General features: G+C 70.1%; 18 protein-coding genes. 5 read left to right on the forward strand and 13 right to left on the reverse strand.

Annotation, left to right across the window (positions count from 1 at the left end; translation table 11 throughout):
- Positions 1-7 precede the first annotated feature (7 nt).
- From CVS47_RS01350 to CVS47_RS01365, 4 genes are all read left to right on the forward strand, one after another.
- Complete coding sequence (locus CVS47_RS01350) at positions 8-229, forward strand: hypothetical protein (protein WP_127094472.1); 222 nt, start codon at positions 8-10, stop codon at positions 227-229.
- Between the two features lie 53 nt (positions 230-282).
- A complete protein-coding gene (locus CVS47_RS01355) occupies positions 283-549 on the forward strand; it encodes a GlsB/YeaQ/YmgE family stress response membrane protein (protein ID WP_127094473.1) in 267 nt (88 codons plus the stop codon).
- Positions 550-620: 71 nt separating this feature from the next.
- Positions 621-791 carry a CsbD family protein gene (locus CVS47_RS01360; RefSeq protein WP_127094474.1) on the forward strand — a complete coding sequence of 57 codons (171 nt, stop codon included), beginning with the start codon at positions 621-623 and terminating at the stop codon, positions 789-791.
- Between the two features lie 82 nt (positions 792-873).
- On the forward strand, positions 874-1392 hold the full coding sequence (locus CVS47_RS01365; protein WP_127094475.1) for a hypothetical protein: 519 nt from the start codon (positions 874-876) through the stop codon (positions 1390-1392).
- A 24-nt stretch (positions 1393-1416) separates the two neighbouring features.
- Here CVS47_RS01365 and CVS47_RS01370 read toward each other — a convergent pair whose 3' ends face one another.
- The 13 genes from CVS47_RS01370 to CVS47_RS01430 form a co-directional block, all read right to left on the reverse strand.
- Positions 1417-2478, reverse strand: a complete 1062-nt coding sequence (locus CVS47_RS01370; RefSeq protein WP_127094476.1) for an alpha/beta hydrolase — start codon at positions 2476-2478, stop codon at positions 1417-1419.
- An 87-nt stretch (positions 2479-2565) separates the two neighbouring features.
- Complete coding sequence (locus CVS47_RS01375) at positions 2566-2997, reverse strand: hypothetical protein (RefSeq protein ID WP_127094477.1); 432 nt, start codon at positions 2995-2997, stop codon at positions 2566-2568.
- 98 nt (positions 2998-3095) lie between these two features.
- Positions 3096-4151, reverse strand: coding sequence for an amidohydrolase family protein (locus tag CVS47_RS01380; RefSeq protein ID WP_127094478.1), 1056 nt, complete (start codon positions 4149-4151; stop codon positions 3096-3098).
- Entirely contained in the window at positions 4148-5953 is a 1806-nt protein-coding gene (locus CVS47_RS01385; protein ID WP_164734579.1) for a thiamine pyrophosphate-requiring protein, read from the reverse strand. Before CVS47_RS01385 ends, CVS47_RS01380 begins: the two co-directional genes overlap by 4 nt.
- Positions 5950-7434: an aldehyde dehydrogenase family protein gene (locus CVS47_RS01390; protein WP_127094480.1), complete on the reverse strand. Its 1485-nt coding sequence runs from the start codon at positions 7432-7434 to the stop codon at positions 5950-5952. Before CVS47_RS01390 ends, CVS47_RS01385 begins: the two co-directional genes overlap by 4 nt.
- A gap of 34 nt (positions 7435-7468) precedes the next feature.
- Positions 7469-8275 carry an ABC transporter ATP-binding protein gene (locus tag CVS47_RS01395; protein ID WP_127094481.1) on the reverse strand — a complete coding sequence of 269 codons (807 nt, stop codon included), beginning with the start codon at positions 8273-8275 and terminating at the stop codon, positions 7469-7471.
- 8 nt (positions 8276-8283) lie between these two features.
- Positions 8284-9114, reverse strand: a complete 831-nt coding sequence (locus CVS47_RS01400) for an ABC transporter permease (RefSeq protein WP_127094482.1) — start codon at positions 9112-9114, stop codon at positions 8284-8286.
- Positions 9111-9935, reverse strand: a complete 825-nt coding sequence (locus CVS47_RS01405) for an ABC transporter permease (RefSeq protein WP_127094483.1) — start codon at positions 9933-9935, stop codon at positions 9111-9113. The genes CVS47_RS01400 and CVS47_RS01405 overlap by 4 nt, the downstream gene beginning before the upstream one ends.
- Positions 9936-9943: 8 nt before the next feature.
- Positions 9944-10960: an ABC transporter substrate-binding protein gene (locus CVS47_RS01410; protein WP_127094484.1), complete on the reverse strand. Its 1017-nt coding sequence runs from the start codon at positions 10958-10960 to the stop codon at positions 9944-9946.
- A complete protein-coding gene (locus CVS47_RS01415; RefSeq protein WP_127094485.1) occupies positions 10957-12027 on the reverse strand; it encodes an amidohydrolase family protein in 1071 nt (356 codons plus the stop codon). Before CVS47_RS01415 ends, CVS47_RS01410 begins: the two co-directional genes overlap by 4 nt.
- 119 nt (positions 12028-12146) lie before the next feature.
- Positions 12147-12920, reverse strand: coding sequence for an IclR family transcriptional regulator (locus CVS47_RS01420; RefSeq protein WP_127094486.1), 774 nt, complete (start codon positions 12918-12920; stop codon positions 12147-12149).
- A gap of 86 nt (positions 12921-13006) precedes the next feature.
- The gene (locus CVS47_RS01425; RefSeq protein ID WP_127094487.1) at positions 13007-13666 is read right to left on the reverse strand and encodes a hypothetical protein; all 660 of its coding nucleotides are present in this window, start codon (positions 13664-13666) and stop codon (positions 13007-13009) included.
- A 7-nt stretch (positions 13667-13673) separates the two neighbouring features.
- Positions 13674-14393, reverse strand: a complete 720-nt coding sequence (locus tag CVS47_RS01430) for a GntR family transcriptional regulator (RefSeq protein ID WP_127094488.1) — start codon at positions 14391-14393, stop codon at positions 13674-13676.
- A 58-nt stretch (positions 14394-14451) separates the two neighbouring features.
- Between CVS47_RS01430 and CVS47_RS01435 the strand changes: the two genes are divergently transcribed.
- Positions 14452-17283 (forward strand): FAD-binding and (Fe-S)-binding domain-containing protein, encoded by a 2832-nt coding sequence (locus CVS47_RS01435; RefSeq protein ID WP_206502708.1) that lies wholly within the window; start codon positions 14452-14454, stop codon positions 17281-17283.
- The last annotated feature ends 17 nt before the right edge of the window (positions 17284-17300 follow it).

Raw genomic sequence — 17300 nt, forward strand, 5'->3', positions numbered from 1 at the left:
TCAGGACATGCGAAACAAGCTCCTCCTCATCGGCGGCGTCGTCTTCCTCGCCTACGTGCTCGGAAGCCGCGCCGGCAAGGGCGAGTCGCTCGCTCACCAGCTGGTGCGCGAGTGGAACGACCCGAAAGCGCGCAAGCGCCGCCACAAGGCCTACGAGAAGTCGTCGAAGGCACTGGAGAAGTCCGCGAAGGACGCCAAGAAGAAGCTCCACAAGCTGGCCGGTTCCTGACTCGTGCCCGCGGGCGCATCTGCGCCCTTCCACCCCTGTGAAAGGACCCCCTCATGGGATTTCTCGGATTCCTCCTGCTCGGCCTCATCGCCGGTGCCATCGCGAAGCTCATCCTCCCCGGCAAGCAAGGCGGCGGCTGGCTCATCACGCTCCTCCTGGGCGTCGTCGGAGCACTGCTGGGCGGCTTCCTCGGCGGGCTGCTGTTCAACGCGCCGCTGCAGGAGTTCTTCTCGATCCAGACGTGGCTGCTGGCGATCGGCGGTTCGCTGATCGTCCTGCTGATCTACGGCTTCATCGTCGGCCGCCGCGCCGCGAAGTAAGACGACGGCGCGGAACCCCGCGACCGCCACCGCAACCCCCGCAAGAAACAACACACGAAAGGAAGACCCTCATGGGACTCGACGACAAGATCAAGAACGCCGCTCAGGACATCGCCGGCAAGGCGAAGGAGGCCATCGGCAAGGCCACGGACAACGACCGCCTGGCGGCCGAGGGTCAGGCGGACCAGGTCAAGGCTGACGCCAAGAAGGCCGGCGAGAACGTCAAGGACACCTTCAAGTAAGCCGGATCAGGAGAGGGGGATGCCGCACCGGCATCCCCCTCTCCCTGTTCCTGCCCTGCCGGCAGCCAGTCGAGAAAGAACGATGAACGACGACGACTCGGGCGACCTCCTACCGGACGACGGGCCTTCCACGGCCGCGGCATGGTCGACCCCTTCGATCTCCCTCACCGTCACGACGCCTCTGGTTTCCGCCGACGCCTCCGCGCCGACGGCAACGGTTCCGACGGTCGCTCTCCGCGCCTCGATCCCGGTGATCAGGGATGCAGGCGGCACGACGTGCTCCTTCGTCAACGGAGTCGTGGTGTACGCCGCCGCCGGCGCGGACACCGCGACAGGCGAGCTGCACCTGGAGTTCGCCTCCGAGGGGCCGTTCGAGACCGAGTACGACGAAGACGAGTTCTCTGCCGCAGGATGGACGCGGGTTCCCGGCCCGGGTCGTGCGGTCTGCTTCCGCGGTGCAGCGATCCGCGACGGGCAGTCCCGCCCGGTGCCCCGGTTCCGCTGGCGCGGGCCGGTCACCGCGAAGGGACGCGTCTCCGCCGATGTGCGCGCGGAGAGCCCCGACGCGGCAGCCGAGGGCGTTTCCGTCCGTCTGCGGTGAAGGCACCGGACGGCGCGTGCCGTGTCAGCGCACCGGCACCGTGTCGGCCAGCCACTGCCTGGTCTTGATCAGCGCCTCCTGCGCCTCCGGGTAGTCGAGATGGAACTGGTACTCGTGCGGCAGCGCCGGCTCATGGGTCGCCGGCCAGAACAGCTCGGTCACGGGCACGCCCAGCTCCGTCAGCCTCTCGGACATGGGAAGGGACTGCAGCCACGTCAACCCGTCGCCGTTGCCTCCGCTGATGTAGGTCGGAGGGAAGTCGGACGTCACGAACCTCACGGTCGACATCGTGGCGCCGGACGACTGCTGCGACCAGTCCTTCTCGCCGGTGTACGCCCACAGCGCCACCTTGAAGCCCCACGCGGGCAGGCCCTGCAGCTCGGCCATCGCGCTGAGGTCGTACACGCCGCAGTTCAGGATGACACCCGCGAGCTGGTCGGACGTGATGGTGGGCGCCACGCCGACGAGGTCCGCGTAGCGCGGGTTGGTCACCATCGCCGCCAACTGGCTCGCGAGTTGCGCGCCCGCGGAATCCCCCGCCAGCACGATGCGGGAGGGGTCGACGCCCAGCTCGTCGGCGTGGTCCTGCAGATACGACAGAGCGTGGAAGAGCTCGGTGATCGCGGTCGGATAATGCTCCTCCGGGCCGACGGAGTAGTTGACGCCGACCGTCGTGTAGCCGTCCGCCGCGAGGATGCGCAGGTACGGGTCGACGTTCTCCGCCGACCCCGAGATCCACGCGCCGCCGTGCACCCAGACGACGGTGGGACGACGGTCGCCCGCGGGTGCCTGCGTGAAGACGTCGAGGGTGGATGCTGCATCCTCCCCGTAGCGGACGTCCTGCTGCTCGCGCAGCGCCGTCGCCGGCACGTAGGGCTGCATCTCTGTCACGGTGGCCGCGCCGCCGCGCTCGAACACGCTCCGGATGATCATCGCGGACGGCCACGGGGTGAGCGAGGTGACGATCGCGACGACGAGCACGACGCCCAGCACGCTCGCCAGCGCGATGCCCCACGCCCGGCGCCGCCGATGGCGGCGACTGGTCGCAGCGGGTATCGCCGCAGGATCCTGTTCGCTTCCGGACATCCCGCCCTCTCCGAAGCGACCGTGGACGGCGCGTCTGGATGACACGAACCGGCGTGCGCCGGTTCGTGGTTCCCAGAATGCCCGAGACTACGGTGCGACGGTGGTACGGCGCCCGAAGAACTCGTTCGCAGAGGGCAGCCACATCAGCACGGATGCGATGACGATCAGGGCGATGCCGATCCCGCCGAGTGCGGCGCTCAGCCCGAGCGAGAAGATCGCGTTGACGATCTGCAGCACGGCGAGGATCGTCAGGGTGACGCGCGCCCAGTTGCGTCCGGCGCGCAGGCGCCAGACCACGACCGCCTGGATGATGGACAGCACCAGCACGAGCAGCCCAGCGAAGACGTAGGTGATCCCGAAGAAGTTCGCCGTCGTGGTCGCGTCGCCCTCAGCCACCACGTTCCCGGCGCTGATGAACGAGAACACCGCGGTCACGACGCCGAGGGCGGTGGCCAGCAGCCAGGTGAAGAACGACGCGGTGACCGTCGTCGGGCGTGCGGGCATCTTCGGATCCGTCATGGGAGTCCCTTCTCGGACCGGTGGAGACACCCACGCTAGGTCGCGCCGACGCGATCGCCCCGAGGGTTGACAGGCTCGCCCGTGTCCGACGTCAGCCGTCAGATCGAGAGGGCGAACACGCGACGTGCGATCCGCTCGAAGAAGTCGGCCTTCTCGTCGTCGTCGAGGGGGAGCGCGTCCTGCGCCTCGACCTCGGCGACGTCGTACTGGTACGGGTAGTCCATCGCGTACATCACGCGGTCGGCGCCGATGACGGAGCGGGTGAACATGATCGCCGGCGACCACGGCATACCGGACGTGGTCAGCCAGATCTGGGACGAGAAGTACGCCGACGGCGCCTGGCGGAGGGGCCTGATCGTTTCGTAGCGGCCGGACGCGACCTGTTTGGCGTGCATGTGGTCGATCCGGTGGAGCCAGAAGGGCAGGCCTTCGCCGAGGTGCCCGACGACGACGCGCAGACGCGGATGGCGATCGAGGAGCCCCGAGGTGATGATGCGGAGAAGGTGGAGTCCGGCGCTCGCTCCGAAGCCGTGCACCGCTCCGTCGAGACCCGCCTCGTGGTAGGGCGCGATCATGCTGTCGGGCGGGGTGTTGGGGTGCAGGTAGAGGGGGACGTCGAGGTCTTCGAGCTCGGCGAGGAGGGGCGCGAACCGAGGATCGTCGATGTACGAACCGCGGATGTGGTCATTGAGGATGAGGCCGCGCAGGCCCAGGTCGGTCACCGCCCGCCGCAGCTCCACGACCGCCTTCCCGACGTCCTCGAAGGACACGGCCGCGAGTCCGGAGAACCGCCGGGGATGCGTGCGCGTGATCTCCGCGAGCCGGTCATTGGCCACGGCGGCGATCCACGAACCCTCTTCCGCCCCCAGCACCTGGGTGCCGGGGGACGTCATGGCGAGCACCTGGTGGTCGATGCCGGACGCGTCCATGTCGCCCAGACGCCGCTCCGCCGCGTCCTGAAGGCGCTCCACCACGGCGCGCGGCTGCGGGTGCGTCGAGCCGAGGAAGTAGCCCATCAGGCTGGCGAATCCGACGTCGGCGATGGTCTTGTCGGACAGATGCCGTCTGTACAGCGAGATGAGCTCGGGGGGAGCCCACGCCTCCTCCGAGGCGATGCGCAGGTACGGCGGTCGTGAGGATGCGTCGGACGTCATGAGGAAGGCCTTTCAGCACCGTCTGATCGCGCAGACGGTTCGGGGTCGATGAGGGGGTGGCGGCCGTGCGCGAGCGCGTCGGGCGCTTGCACGGAGATGAGCGGAAGGCGGACGGTCACGACGGCGGGGACGCCGTCCGCCACCCGTCGCAGGCCCTCGCGCAACGCGTCGTCCAGCTCCTCCAGACGATCCACCACGTGTCCCCAGGCGTCTCCCGCTGCGGCGGCGATGCCTCCGAAGTCGGTGGTCCGCCCCAGATTCACCCAGAGCTGATCCGTCTGGGCCGCGACCCCGTTCGGGTGCAGACGCTCGAGATTGCGCTTCGTCGCGTTCCATCCGCCGTTGTCCAGCACGACCGTCAGCACGGGGAGGCCGTACTGTGCGGCGACCCAGTAGGTGGAGGACGGCGCGCTGAAGAAGAACGTGCCGTCGCCGACGATGCTGACGACGGTCCGTCGGGGGTCGGCCAGCTTGACCCCGAGGGCTCCGCCGCCGGACCAGCCGAGGGACGTCCCGCGATTGCCGTACAGCGTCCCGGGTCGCGTCCGCGGGAGATGCCGCCAGATGACGGGCGCGGCCGATATCGCCTCGTTCACGACGATCGCCTCGTCGTCGAGCAGCCTGTCGAGTGCCCGCGCGACTCCCGCAGGCGTGAGCCGGCCGGCCGCTTCGTCTGCTGCGGCGTCGGCGCTCCAGGAGTCACGCTGATCGCGCGCCCGCTTCGCTGCTCCCCGTCTCCGGTCGTCAGCGTTCTCCGTGGGCCGATCGCCGCAGAGCGCGAGCAGCTGGCGGAGCATCGTGTCGGCGTCGGCGCGCACGTGCTCCTCGGCGGGGACGTACCAGAGCGGGATCGACTCCTGCAGCGGATCCTCGTTCACCACGAAGACGCGGGTGTCCGGGCGCGGATGCCCGATGACGTCCACCCACGGCACGTCGGTGTCGATGGCGAGGATGACGTCGGCATCCGACAGGAGCGGGTGAGGGTCGTCGCCGGCGTGCAGGTCATGATCCCGGGGGAAGCTCATCACCGCGGCGTTGATCTCCACGACTTCGACACCGAGACTCTCCGCGACGGCCACGAGCGCCGCCACGGCGGACGGTGACCGACCCAGGTAGGTCGTGATGATGATCGGTCGGCGCGCGCGCACAAGAGCGTCGTGGATCGTCGCCACGGTGTGAGCGGGTGCGGGGGAGGGGACGACGGGAGCCCACTGTCCGACATCGACGACAGGAGGTCGCGCCTCCTCCTCGAGCACCTCGCGGGCGGCGGTCACGTAGACCGGCCCGGCCGGAGCGCTCGTGGCCAGCTGGAGAGCACGATGGACGATCTGCGGGACGTTGACCGCCGTGCGGATGTCGTAGCTCCATTTGACGTACGGCCGGACGATGCCGTGCTGGTCGGACACGTCCTGCAGGTGATTCACGAAGGAATTGCGGCTTCCCGGGAGTTCGCCTTCGAGCGTGTACGGTGTGGCCCCCGCGAAGATGAAGACGGGAACGCGGGAACGGGCCGCGTTGTGCACGGCGCCACCGAGGTTCGCGGTGCCCACGTCGGTGTGCACGAAGACCGCCTGCGGGCGTCCCGTGACAGCCGCGTAGCCGTGCGCGGCGCTCAGTGCGGTGTATTCGTGCGGGCACAGGATCACCGTGGGGGTCGCGACACCTCGCGACCTGTCCTGGGCGAGCGCCTCGATGATGGCCGGGTGGTCGCTGCCGAAGTTCGCGAACAGGTGGGTGACACCGGCATCACGCAGGGCGTCGACCAGGAGAGCGCCGGCGCTTCTGGGGGCGGCGTCGTTCACGCGGCTCCTCCGGCGGGCAGCGCGTGCACGTCGATGCTGTGGAACTGCAGGTACTCGTCGATGCCGTGGGGAGATCCCTCCCATCCGATGCCGCTCTGCTTCCACCCGCCCATCGGGATCTCCCGTGTGCCGGTCGCCGAGAACATGGCGCTGTTGACGAAGGTCACCCCCGCCTCGATGCGGGCGGCGACAGCGAGCGCGCGCTCCTCGGATCTCGACCAGACCGAGGAGCAGAGCCCGTACTCGGTGTCATTGGCGAACGCGATCGCCTGCTCGTCGCTGTCGACGGTGACGACCGGGAGGATCGGACCGAACTGCTCCTGGCTGACGATCTCGTCGCCCTGCCGGGCGTCGAGCACGACGGCGGGGAGCAGGAAGTGCCCGTCGGTCCACGTTCCGGCGTCGAGCTTCGACCCGAGGACGCGGACGTCGCGTCCGGCGTCCCGGGTCCGCTCCGTCAGCGCGGTGACGCGCTGGAACTGGTCGGCGTTGTTGACCGGACCCATCCCTGCCCGCTCGTCCTGTGCGTCGCCGACGACCAGCTCGTCCACCCGCTCGACGAGCAGCCGGCGGAACTCGTCCGCGACGTCCCGATGGACGTACACCCGTTTGGTGGCGAAGCAGACCTGGCCGGCACGGCGGAACGCGGACAGCACGATCCCCTCGACGGTGGCGGGCAGGTCGGCGTCGGACAGCACCAGCGCCGGGTCGTTCCCCCCGAGCTCGAGATGGACCGGCATGAGTGCCTCGGCCGCCTGGCGCATGATGTGCCGAGCGGTGGCTCCGCCCCCGGTGAAGGACACCTTCCGCACGCGAGGGTCGTCGAGGAGGGTGCGCACGACGTCGGCCCCGCCGTTCACGACGTCGATGACGCCCGGGGGGAGCTCAGCGGCGGCCAGCTCCGCCAGCAGCGACACGGCCAGCGGGGCGAAGGGCGACGGCTTGAGCACCAGGGCGTTGCCGGCGGCGATGGCCGGGGCCAGCTTGTTGGCCGTCAGCAGCACCGGCGCGTTCCAGGGCACGACGCAGGCGACGACGCCGTAGGGCCGGCGCTCGACGCGCACACGATCTCCTCGTGCGGGATCGGGCGTCGTCACGGAGGGTTCCACGGCCGCGGGAAGGTAGGCCGCGACGTCTCGGAAGGAGCCTGCGGCCGCCCCCACCTCGCGCCGGATGGTGGCGATCGTGCTGCCGTTCTCGCGCGTGGCGAGGTCGACGAGCTGCTCGGCGTGCGCGTCGACGGCATCGGCGATACGCAGCAGAGCCGCGACGCGCTCCGCCACCGGCGTGGCGGCCCACCCCGCAGCAGCTGCCGCGGCCGCGTCGACCGCGGCGCGCGCGTCCGCGGCCGTCCCGTCCATCACCACGCCGACGACCTCGTCGATCCGGCTGGGATTCCTCACCGCGAGGGCTCGGCCTTCGGTGACGGCGCGACCGCCGATCAGGTGTCCACGGATCTCGTCTGAGGCGATCGATGACATCTCGGTGCTTCTCCTTCCCTGGGCGCGCGAGCGCTCAGACGTCCTTCGGCATGACCAGCGACAGCAGATGTCCGCGCAGCTCGAGGAACTGCGAACTCGCGCGGGTCTCGACCTGCGAGCGCCCGTCGCCGAGCGTGACGTCGACGACCTCGCGCACGACGCTCGGATTCTTCGACAGCACGACGATGCGGTCGCTCAGGTAGATCGCCTCGTCGATGTCGTGCGTGACCAGCACGACGGTGATGCCGAGGTCGTCGCGCACACGGAGGATGAGGTCCTCGAGGTCGAAGCGCGTCTGCGCATCGACGGATGCGAACGGCTCATCCATCAGCAGCAGCTCCGGGCGATAGGAGAGCGCCCGCGCGATCGCCACGCGCTGCTGCATGCCGCCCGACAGCTCCCACGGGTACTTCTTCTCGACATGCCCGAGCCCGACGCTCTCGAGCGTCTCGGTGACCCGGGCGGCTCGTTCCGCCCGCCCCATGCCGCGTGCGGTCAGGGGCAGGGCGACGTTCTCGGCGTTGGTGAACCACGGGTACAGCGAGCGGCTGTAGTCCTGGAACACGAGACCGAGCTGGCCGGGCACCTCGGTGAGCCGCCGCCCCTCGAACGTCACGGTACCCGCGCTGGGAGCGGCCAGCCCGGAGATGCAGCGCAACAGGGTGGTCTTGCCTGCCCCGCTCGGGCCGACGATGCAGACGAATTCGCCCTTGTCGACCTGGAAGGACACGGTGTCGATCGCCATGTTGGCGTGGTCGGTGCCCTCGTCGTAGATCTTCCGCAGTCCCTCGACCGCGAGGACGGTCTCGGTCGCGGTCGGAACGGCGCTCGTGATGGTCATGCTGCTCCCTAGGAGGTTCCGAGCGCGCGGGAGCGGTAGTACCACCGCAGGGCGCGCCTCTCGATGAAGACGAAGATGTAGTTCAGGACGGTTCCGATCACGGCGAGGACGAGGATGCCGGTCCACATCTTCTTGATCGCGAATTCGGCCTGCGCCTGGAGGATGAAGAACCCGATGCCCGAATTCGCCGCGACCATCTCGCTCACCACCATGAGGACGATGGCGACCGTGAGGCTCGCGCGCAGGCCCGCCGCGATCTGCGGCGCCGCGCCCGGCAGGACGAGTCGCACGTACGTGCGCCAGCCTCCGAGACGGAGGGCGCGGGCCGTGTCGAACTTCACGGTGTCGACCCCCCGCATCCCGTCCAGCGTGTTCAGCAGCGTCGGCCAGATGGACCCGAGCGCGATGAGCGCGATCTGGCGGGCGTCGCCGATCCCGAAGATCGCGATCATGGCGGGCAGCAGGGCGGGGGCCGGCAGGACGTACAGGAAGTAGATGATCGGATTGGCGGCGGTGCGCACGAGACGCAGACGCCACAGCACCGACCCGCCCAGCACGCCGATGAGCACCCCGATCGCGTAGCCCGCGAAGAGGTTCCGCAGGCTCACGGCCGCGTTCGTCCACGCGCCGAAGACGATCCACTGGTTCCAGGTGTCGACGAGGATCGCCTGGAGAGGCGGGAAGAACGGCGACGTCGAGGCGGCCGAGGCGAACCACCACACGGCCAGGAGGAGGATCGGCAGCCAGATCGGCGTGAGCACCTGGCCCGCCCGGCGCCAGCCGTTCGAGGTGCGGCGCGCCGGGACGGTCGGAACGAGGCTCGTCGTCATGCGTGTCATGCGGATCCCACCCTGTTCGATGCGCGGATGTTCCGCTGTGACTCGTGCCAGTGCATGACGCGCTTCTCCATCAGGAAGAACGCGCCGGTGAGGGCGATGCCGAGCAGGCCGGCCGCGATGATGTAGGCGTACATGGTCGGATAGGCGATCACGCCCGTGTTCTGGGCGAGAAGGATGTTGCGCCCGATGCCCGCTGCGCCACCGACGATCTCCGCCACGATGCACAGGATGAGAGCCTGCGCCGACGCGATCCGCATCCCGGTGACGAGGTAGGGCGACGAGCTGGGGATGCTCACGGCGAGGAACCGGCGCACGCCGCGCACCCCCAGCGCCCGGGCCGTGTCGAGCACGATGGGATCCATCGACCGCACGCCGTAGATCACCTGGATGAGGAAGGGCCAGAAGGCGGCGAAGCAGACCAGGAACACCTTCATCGGGAGGGTCGAGCCGGCGATGAGGATCACGAGGGGCAGGATCGCGATCGCCGGGATGGCCTTGAAGATCTCGATCACCGGCGCCGCACTGCGCTGCGCGAAGCCGTTGAAGGCCAGCGCGGTGCCGATCACGAGGCCGAGCACGACGACGATGATCATCCCGATGAGCCAGCCGACCAGCGTCGCTCCGACGGCCGGCCAGATGCGCCCGCTGGCGACCTCTCCGCCGAGGGCCGCCATCGTGTCGGTCATGGTGGGGAACTGAGCGGGGCCCACCGCGCCCGACGCGGTGACGGCCTGCCACAGCACGAGGACCACCGCGACCGTGCCCAGCGGCAGCGCCCACGTCGTCCACGGCCGCTTCAGCGCGGTCTGATTCGTTGTCATGTCGCGACCTACTTGAGCGCCCCGGGCCAGACGACCGTCTGGACGTCGAGGGCTTCGAGGGCTGAGGCTGCGGACTGGTCGGTGCTGAACTTGACCAGCAAGTCGCGAGCGGTCTCGAAGGCCGTGAGGTTCAGAGCAGGGTCTCCGCCTTCGTTCCACCGCGCCGTCTCCGCCTGCTCGGCGGTGATGCCCAGGCCGTCCACGAGAGCGGCCTTGGCCGCATCCGGGTTCTCCGACGAGCCGAGCATCGATTCCGTCATGGCGTCGGCGAATGCGCGCACCGTGTTCGGGTTCTGGTCGATGAACGACTGCGACGTGTTGAAGAGCGTCGTCGCCGTGTCCACGAACAGCTCACGGTTGTTGTACCCGAGCTCGACCCCACCGGCGGCGAGGGCCTCCGAAGCGAACGGCCACTGCATGATGGCCGCGTCGACATCACCGCTGTCCAGGGCGGCGGCCATCTGCCCGAACGGCAGCTGGACGAGTTCGATGGTGGAGGTGTCCGCGCCCGCGCGATCGGCCAGCTCGCGCATGGTGAGGGTGTTGTGCGACGAGAGTCCGATGGTGGCGACCCGCTTGCCCTCGAGGTCGCCGAAGTCGGTGATGCCCGAGTCGGCGGCCGCAATGGTGAGCGTGCCGTCGTCGTCCGCTTGGATCTGTCCCTCGATCGACGAGATCGCGCGGATCGGGATGCCGTTGGCGTTGGCCGTCACCACGTGCACGACGGTGGCGAAGCCGACGTCGTACGTGCCGCTCGCGAGCCCGGAGACGATCGCGGCGATGTCGGTCTGCGGGGTGATCTCCAGGGTCAGCCCGTGCTCCTCGAAGATGCCCTCCTGGATGCCGTAGTAGAGCGGAGCGAACTGCGTCGACGGGTTGATGGCGACGGTGAGGGTGGCCTTCTCGGGTGCGCCGGTGGCCGACCCGTCGGCAGGCGCGGTCGGGCCGGAGCAGGCGGCGAGGGCCAGTGAGACGCCGGCGGCAGCGGCGATGACCCCGACGGCTCGGCGGGTGGATCGGATCATGACAGGACCTCGTCTTCCAGAGCGTTCGAGCGGGTGGCCGCGCCGTCGAGGCGCAGCAGGTCGGTGACGTTGCGGTGATAGATCTGCTCGCGGTCGTCGTCGTCGAGGATGTCCATCTCCTGCAGGTTCGCGATCGTGTCGCGGATGTAGCCGGGTCCCTTCTCGGGATCGAAGGGGGTGTCCGAGGCGAACAGGGTGTGATCGACCCCGAAGAACCGGATGGCCGTGCGCATCGCATCGCCGGCGCCGAAGTACGCCGTGTCGACGTAGAACTTCTTGAAGTAGTCGATGGGGCGCTGCGTCAGCGGATACCCGGCGATGTCATCGGACTGGTCCGCCGGCGTCCGCGTGCCCAACTGATCCCAGCCGGCGCCGACGCGTCCCGCGAAGTGGGGGATCATCGCCCCGCCGTGGTGGATCAGGATCTTGATGTCGGGCAGTCGCTCGAAGACGCCGGAGAAGACCAACCGCGACATGAAGGCGGAGAGGTCGTACTCCCAGCCCAGCGTCCACCAGATCTCGAACTTCGACCTCTCCTCGGTCTTGTAGTCCGACCAGCTCGAGTCGCGGCAGGGATGCACCTGGATCATCTTGTTCCCCCGTCGGGCGACGGCCTCGTAGAACGGGAAGAAGCGCTCCTGGTCCATGGGCCCGCCGCCGACGTGGGTGTAGATCTGCACGCCCACCGCGCCGAGCTCGTCGAAGGCGCGTTCCGTCTCGGCGATCGCGTTGTCGACGTCATCCAGCGCGACGGCCGCACAGAAGCCTGCGAAGCGGTCCGGATGACGTGACACGAGATCGGCCATGCCGTCGTTGGCGATGCGCGCGAGCTCGGCGGTACGCGCAGCAGGGCCGAGGTCGTCGAGCGGCGGCGCGGCCGTGTTGACGATCTGTCGGTAATCCGAGCCGAACTCGTCCATCACGCGGAATCGCTCGTCCATGTCAACGAGGGCGGGCACGCCGCTCACCCGCTTCTGGATGTTGCGCGCCACGGGGCTGTCGTCGATGGCGAACAGCCGCTCGGCGTAGGCGGCGGGGAGGAGATGGCAGAAGGCGTCGATCTTCATCGATCAGGATCCTTTCGATCACGTGCGACGTCGCAGCGGGATGGCTCGACCCAACCAAGTCGTTTCGACCCGGTACACCCTTCGTGCCCGCATATTCCGCGACACGGAATTAGCGGGGGTCAGCGGATGAGATCGGCGCGGATCCCCGCCGAGCACTCGCGGAGCGCGATCGTCACCTCTCGGACGCGACGCGGCTGCAGGCGCACACTCGGCGCCGACATCGCGACGGCGGCGATCGTGCTGCCCGCGCGGTCCCGCAGGGGAACCGCGATCGCGCTCAGGCCCTCGACGCTCTCCTCCTGGTTGACCGCGTATCCCCGCATCAGCACGAGGGCCAGCTCATCCAGCAACTGGGTGAACGTGCGGGTGTTCGGAGTCAGGCGACGGACGCCTCTCGGGTACAGCGCGCGCAGCGCGTCTCGCGACAGCTCGGCGAGCAGGACCTTCCCGCCGGACGTCGCGTAGGCGGGAAGCAGGGTGCCTGTCAGGACGTGCGTCCGCACGCGCTGGTCGGCTTCGAAGCCGGCCACGAAGCGGACGTATCCGTCCTGCAGGACCAGGAGGTTCACCGTCTCTCCCAGCTTCGCCGTCAGCGCGGCGAGATGCGGCTCGCTCACCTCGCGGAGATCGACGGCTCTCGTGCTCGAGAAGGCGAGCTCGATGAGCGCGGGTCCGATCCGGTACGCCCGGGTGATGCGGTCCTGCGTGACGAAGCCGCGGTACTCGAGCGTGCTGAGTATCCGATGCACCGTCGAGGCCGAGACGCCGAGCTCTTTCGCGGCTGTCGTGACCCGCAGATCGGGCGCATCCTGGAGGAGCGACAGGAGCTGGAGGGCGTGGTCGACAGCGCCCACGGGATGCCGCGGTTCCGGCATCGTCTGAACCGAGGCCATTCCGAAAACCTAGCGTTGAAGCCTCGCGCGACGTCTCGAAGATCACACCTTCGGGATCGCCGCGGCGGATACGGGCGCGCAGCGTGTCAGCCGTCGGCCGTCTGCACCGTCACGCTCACCGATCCGTCCCGCATGGTGAACCGGACTTCGCTGCCCTCCGGCAGCCCGCCGACGAGCGCGGGACGCACCTGGTCGCCGACGCGGAGGGCGAGCGAGAGGGACGTGGCGGCGTCCGCGCATTCCACGCGCAGCGCATCGTCCTCGCCGGAGCCGACGAGCAGGCAGGTCGAGCCGGCGGGGCTGGTGGCCGACCAGACCCACAGCCCCTGGAAGTCGGCGAAGGGCTGCAGCTGGGCGCCGATCATGTCGATCCGGGCCAGATCGACCCGGTCGACGAGGCGCTGGCGCTCCGCCGCGGTCGCGACGATCGACACGCCGTCCGGCCGTCCGGTGGCGGCCAGCGCGCCCGCGCCGATGACCACCGCGCCGGCCGCGGCGATCGCGGAGGCCGTGACCCATCGGCGGCGACGCATCGGCCGAGAGCGCGTGACGGGGACCGCCGACCGGCCGCGGGAGAGAGCGGCGTCCTCCGGGGGAACGGGCGCCGCATGACTCAGCCGCTCGAGCTCCTCGAGCCGCGTCAGCGCGATCGGATCCGCGGCGATGTCGGCGTCGGGCCCGAACGCCCGACGTCGGAGGTCCGCGAGTTCACGGGCGAACTCTGGCGGGAGCGACGTCGCATCCACCCTCTGATCATGCTCCCGCGGTGTCCTCTCCGCCACCACTCGCGCGGAGGACCGAGGAGGGGGCGGATGCTTCGGGCCCGGGCTCCCCGCCGAGCCTCTCGACGAGGCGCTCGCGGGCGCGACCGATGTGCTCGCCGAGGAGGGCGGCTGCAGCATCCCCCTCGCCCGCCTCGATGAGCTCGAGCAGGCGCTCATGCTCCGCGACGATGACCTCGGTCGGCAGGAGGGAGGCGCCCTGCACCTGCGACATGCAGAGCACGACCTCCGAGACGAGGCTGCGGTACATGCGCGTGGTGCGCTCGCTGCCGATCGCGTCGACGAGGCTCGCGTGGAAGCGCATGTCGGGGTCGACGGCGTCGCGGGGCGAGGCGTCGGTCAGCGCCGCGATCTCGGCGTTCGCCGCGCGTGCCGCCGGCGGCACCACCCTGGTGCGCGCGAGGACGCGCAGCGCTTCGGCCTCGATGACGGCGCGGCTGCGGTAGATGTCGCGGGCGTCCTCGGGCGTGAGCCGCATGACCCGCGCCGTCTTGTGGGCGCTGCGCTCGAGCAGCCGTTCCCGCACGAGGTTCTCGATCGCCGCCTTCGCCGTCGGGCGGGCGACGTCGTAGCGACCGGCGACGTCGGTCTCGACGAGCGCCTGACCGGGCGGCAGATCGCCGGACAGCACCCGGGCGCGCAGGTCGGCCGTGACGGCGTCGATCACCGAGACCACGTCCAATCGCACCATGGCATCGAGCGTACGCGCGACCCCCACAGATGTACACTTGTCAGACGATCTGGCGGCGATGGCAGGAGACGATGACGTGGACGCGCTCATGACGGCCGCGGTGGCGGATCCGGCCCGCATCAGCACGCGGTCGATCGACCGCGTCGCGTACGCCTCGGATGCCTCGCACTATCTCTTCACGCCGAGCGCCGTCGTCACGGCCGCCGACGCCGCCGAGGTCGCCGCGATCCTGCGCGCCGCCTCGGCCTCGGGCGCCCGGGTGACCTTCCGGTCAGGCGGCACCAGCCTGTCGGGTCAGGCCTGCACGGACGGAGTGCTGATCGACACCCGGAAGGCGTTCCGGCGGATCGACGTGCTCGACGGCGGGGCGCGGGTGCGGGCGCAGCCCGGTGCCACCGTCCGCCAGGTCAACACGCGCCTCGCGCGGCATGGGCGCCGCCTCGGTCCCGATCCCGCGAGCGAGGCCGCGTGCACCATCGGCGGCGTCGTGGCCAACAACTCCAGCGGCATGGCGTGCGGCACCGTCGAGAACACCTACCGCACGCTGGAGTCGATGGTGTTCGTGCTGCCCTCGGGCACGACCATCGACACGGCCGACCCCGACGCCGACCGCCGCCTCCGCGAGGAGGAGCCGGAGCTGTCGGCAGGACTCGAGCGACTGCGCCGGCGCGTGCAGGACGACCCGGCATCGGTCGCGACGATCCGCCAGCAGTTCGCCATGAAGAACACCATGGGCTACGGCGTGAACGCTCTCCTCGACTTCGACACCCCGGTGCAGATGCTCGCGCACCTCATCATCGGCAGCGAGGGCACGCTCGCCTTCGTCGCCGAGGCGACCTACGTCACGGTGCCCCTCAAGCCCCGCATCGCCACCGCGCTCGCCGTCTTCCCGACGCTGGATGACGCCACCCGCGCGCTGCCGGCGCTGGTGGCGACGGATGCCGCGACCCTCGAGCTCATGGATGCCACCAGCATCCGGGTGGGGCAGGGCTTCGCCGACGCGCCGTCGCAGATCCGCGGGTTCGAGGTCGGGGCCGAGGCCGCGCTGCTCATCGAATACCAGGCCATGGAGCAGGAGCATCTCGACGAGCTGGTCGACCGCGGTGCGCGGCTGCTCGGCGGGCTGCCGCTGCGCGCACCGGCGGAGCTGTCGCAGGATGCGGCGGAGCGCGCCCGCGCGTGGAAGCTGCGCAAGGGCCTCTACGCGACCGTGGCCGGCGCCCGCCCGGGCGGCACGACCGCCCTCCTCGAGGACGTCGTCGTGCCGGTGCCCGCGCTCGCGCCGACCTGCGAGGCGCTGCAGGAGCTCTTCACGCGGTTCGCGTATCGCGACAGCGTGATCTTCGGGCACGCCAAGGACGGCAACATCCACTTCATGCTCACCGACCGGTTCGAGGGCGACGCCGCGATCGGACGGCTGGCGGACTTCACCGATGAGATGGCCGACGTCGTGCTGGCCGCGGGCGGCAATCTCAAGGCCGAGCACGGCACAGGGCGGGCGATGGCCCCCTTCGTCCGCCGCCAGTACGGCGATGAGCTCTACGCCGTCATGTGCGAGATCAAGCGGCTGTGCGATCCCCGCGGCATCCTGAACCCCGGCGTCATCATCGACGACGACCCGGTGGCGCACCTCCAGAGCTTCAAGCTGGCAGAGCCCATCGAGGCGGAGGCCGACCGCTGCGTCGAGTGCGGCTACTGCGAGCCGGTCTGCCCGTCGAAGGACCTCACGCTCACACCGAGGCAGCGGATCGTGGTCCGCCGGGGGATGGCCCGGGCAGAGGCCCACGGCGATCACGCGCTGGCCCGCGAGCTGCGGAAGGACTACGACTACGCCGGCGTCGACACCTGTGCGGTCGACGGGATGTGCGCCACCGCATGCCCCGTGCTGATCGACACCGGGCAGCTGGTCAAGCGTCTGCGGCGAGAGGACCAGAATCCGGTGCTCGCCGCGGGCTGGAAGGCCGCCGCCGCCGCGTGGGGACCGGTCACGCGGGCGGGCTCGACCGCGCTGACGGTCACCGACCGCGTGCCGGCATCGGCCGTCTCCGCGGTCACGATCGCCGCGCGCGCCGTGCTCGGCGCCGACACCGTGCCGCTGTACTCGGGCGACCTGCCCGGCGGCGGACAGGGTCGGCGGCGTCTCGCCGGCGTGCAGGGCGGGGGCGATGCGGAGGTCGTCGCGGTCTACCTTCCGGCGTGCGTGAACTCCATGTTCGGCGCGGCCGCCGGCGGCATCGGGGCGACCGAGGCGTTCGTGCGGCTGGCGCAGCGCGCAGGGGTGCGGGTCGTCGTGCCCGAGGGCATCGAGTCGCTCTGCTGCAGCACGCCGTGGACCTCGAAGGGCTACACCGGAGGCCGCGACGTGATGGCGAAGCGGGTGGTGGCGGCGCTGCGCGAATCGACCCGCGACGGCGAGCTCGTCGTGGTCAGCGACGCGTCGAGCTGCACGGAGGGCTTCGCGCACATCCTGCACGACGCCGGACTCGGCTACCGGACGGAGGACGCCGTCGCGTTCGTGGAGCGGGTCGTGCTGCCGCAGCTGGGCGCGGTGATGCCCGTGGCGGAGTCCCTCGTGCTGCACCCGACCTGCTCCTCGACGCAGATGGGGCTGAACCCCGCGCTGGCGGCTCTCGCCGACGTCGTCGCGACGGATGTGCGCACTCCGGATGCATGGGGATGCTGCGGCTTCGCCGGAGACCGGGGGATGCTGCATCCTGAACTCACCGCGTCGGCGACCGCGGCCGAGGCCGCGGAGGTGGCGGAGATCGGCGCGCAGGCGCACGCCTCGTGCAACCGCACCTGCGAGGTGGGGATGACCCGGGCGACCGGCGCGGAGTACCGGCACGTGCTGGAGCTCCTCGAGGAGGCCACCCGTCCCGCGCGCGTCTGACCCTGGCTGCTCGCCCA

It is taken from the genome of Microbacterium lemovicicum (genome assembly GCF_003991875.1).
In the GTDB taxonomy this organism is placed as follows: Bacteria; Actinomycetota; Actinomycetes; order Actinomycetales; family Microbacteriaceae; genus Microbacterium; species Microbacterium lemovicicum.

Coding starts and splice junctions, on each gene's coding strand:
- CVS47_RS01350 (WP_127094472.1), top strand. CDS start 8: ATGCGAAACAAGCTCCTCCTCATCGGCGGCGTCGTCTTCCTCGCCTAC.
- CVS47_RS01355 (WP_127094473.1), top strand. CDS start 283: ATGGGATTTCTCGGATTCCTCCTGCTCGGCCTCATCGCCGGTGCCATC.
- CVS47_RS01360 (WP_127094474.1), top strand. CDS start 621: ATGGGACTCGACGACAAGATCAAGAACGCCGCTCAGGACATCGCCGGC.
- CVS47_RS01365 (WP_127094475.1), top strand. CDS start 874: ATGAACGACGACGACTCGGGCGACCTCCTACCGGACGACGGGCCTTCC.
- CVS47_RS01370 (WP_127094476.1), bottom strand. CDS start 2,478: ATGTCCGGAAGCGAACAGGATCCTGCGGCGATACCCGCTGCGACCAGT.
- CVS47_RS01375 (WP_127094477.1), bottom strand. CDS start 2,997: ATGACGGATCCGAAGATGCCCGCACGCCCGACGACGGTCACCGCGTCG.
- CVS47_RS01380 (WP_127094478.1), bottom strand. CDS start 4,151: ATGACGTCCGACGCATCCTCACGACCGCCGTACCTGCGCATCGCCTCG.
- CVS47_RS01390 (WP_127094480.1), bottom strand. CDS start 7,434: ATGTCATCGATCGCCTCAGACGAGATCCGTGGACACCTGATCGGCGGT.
- CVS47_RS01395 (WP_127094481.1), bottom strand. CDS start 8,275: ATGACCATCACGAGCGCCGTTCCGACCGCGACCGAGACCGTCCTCGCG.
- CVS47_RS01400 (WP_127094482.1), bottom strand. CDS start 9,114: ATGACACGCATGACGACGAGCCTCGTTCCGACCGTCCCGGCGCGCCGC.
- CVS47_RS01405 (WP_127094483.1), bottom strand. CDS start 9,935: ATGACAACGAATCAGACCGCGCTGAAGCGGCCGTGGACGACGTGGGCG.
- CVS47_RS01410 (WP_127094484.1), bottom strand. CDS start 10,960: ATGATCCGATCCACCCGCCGAGCCGTCGGGGTCATCGCCGCTGCCGCC.
- CVS47_RS01415 (WP_127094485.1), bottom strand. CDS start 12,027: ATGAAGATCGACGCCTTCTGCCATCTCCTCCCCGCCGCCTACGCCGAG.
- CVS47_RS01420 (WP_127094486.1), bottom strand. CDS start 12,920: ATGGCCTCGGTTCAGACGATGCCGGAACCGCGGCATCCCGTGGGCGCT.
- CVS47_RS01430 (WP_127094488.1), bottom strand. CDS start 14,393: ATGGTGCGATTGGACGTGGTCTCGGTGATCGACGCCGTCACGGCCGAC.
- CVS47_RS01435 (WP_206502708.1), top strand. CDS start 14,452: ATGGCAGGAGACGATGACGTGGACGCGCTCATGACGGCCGCGGTGGCG.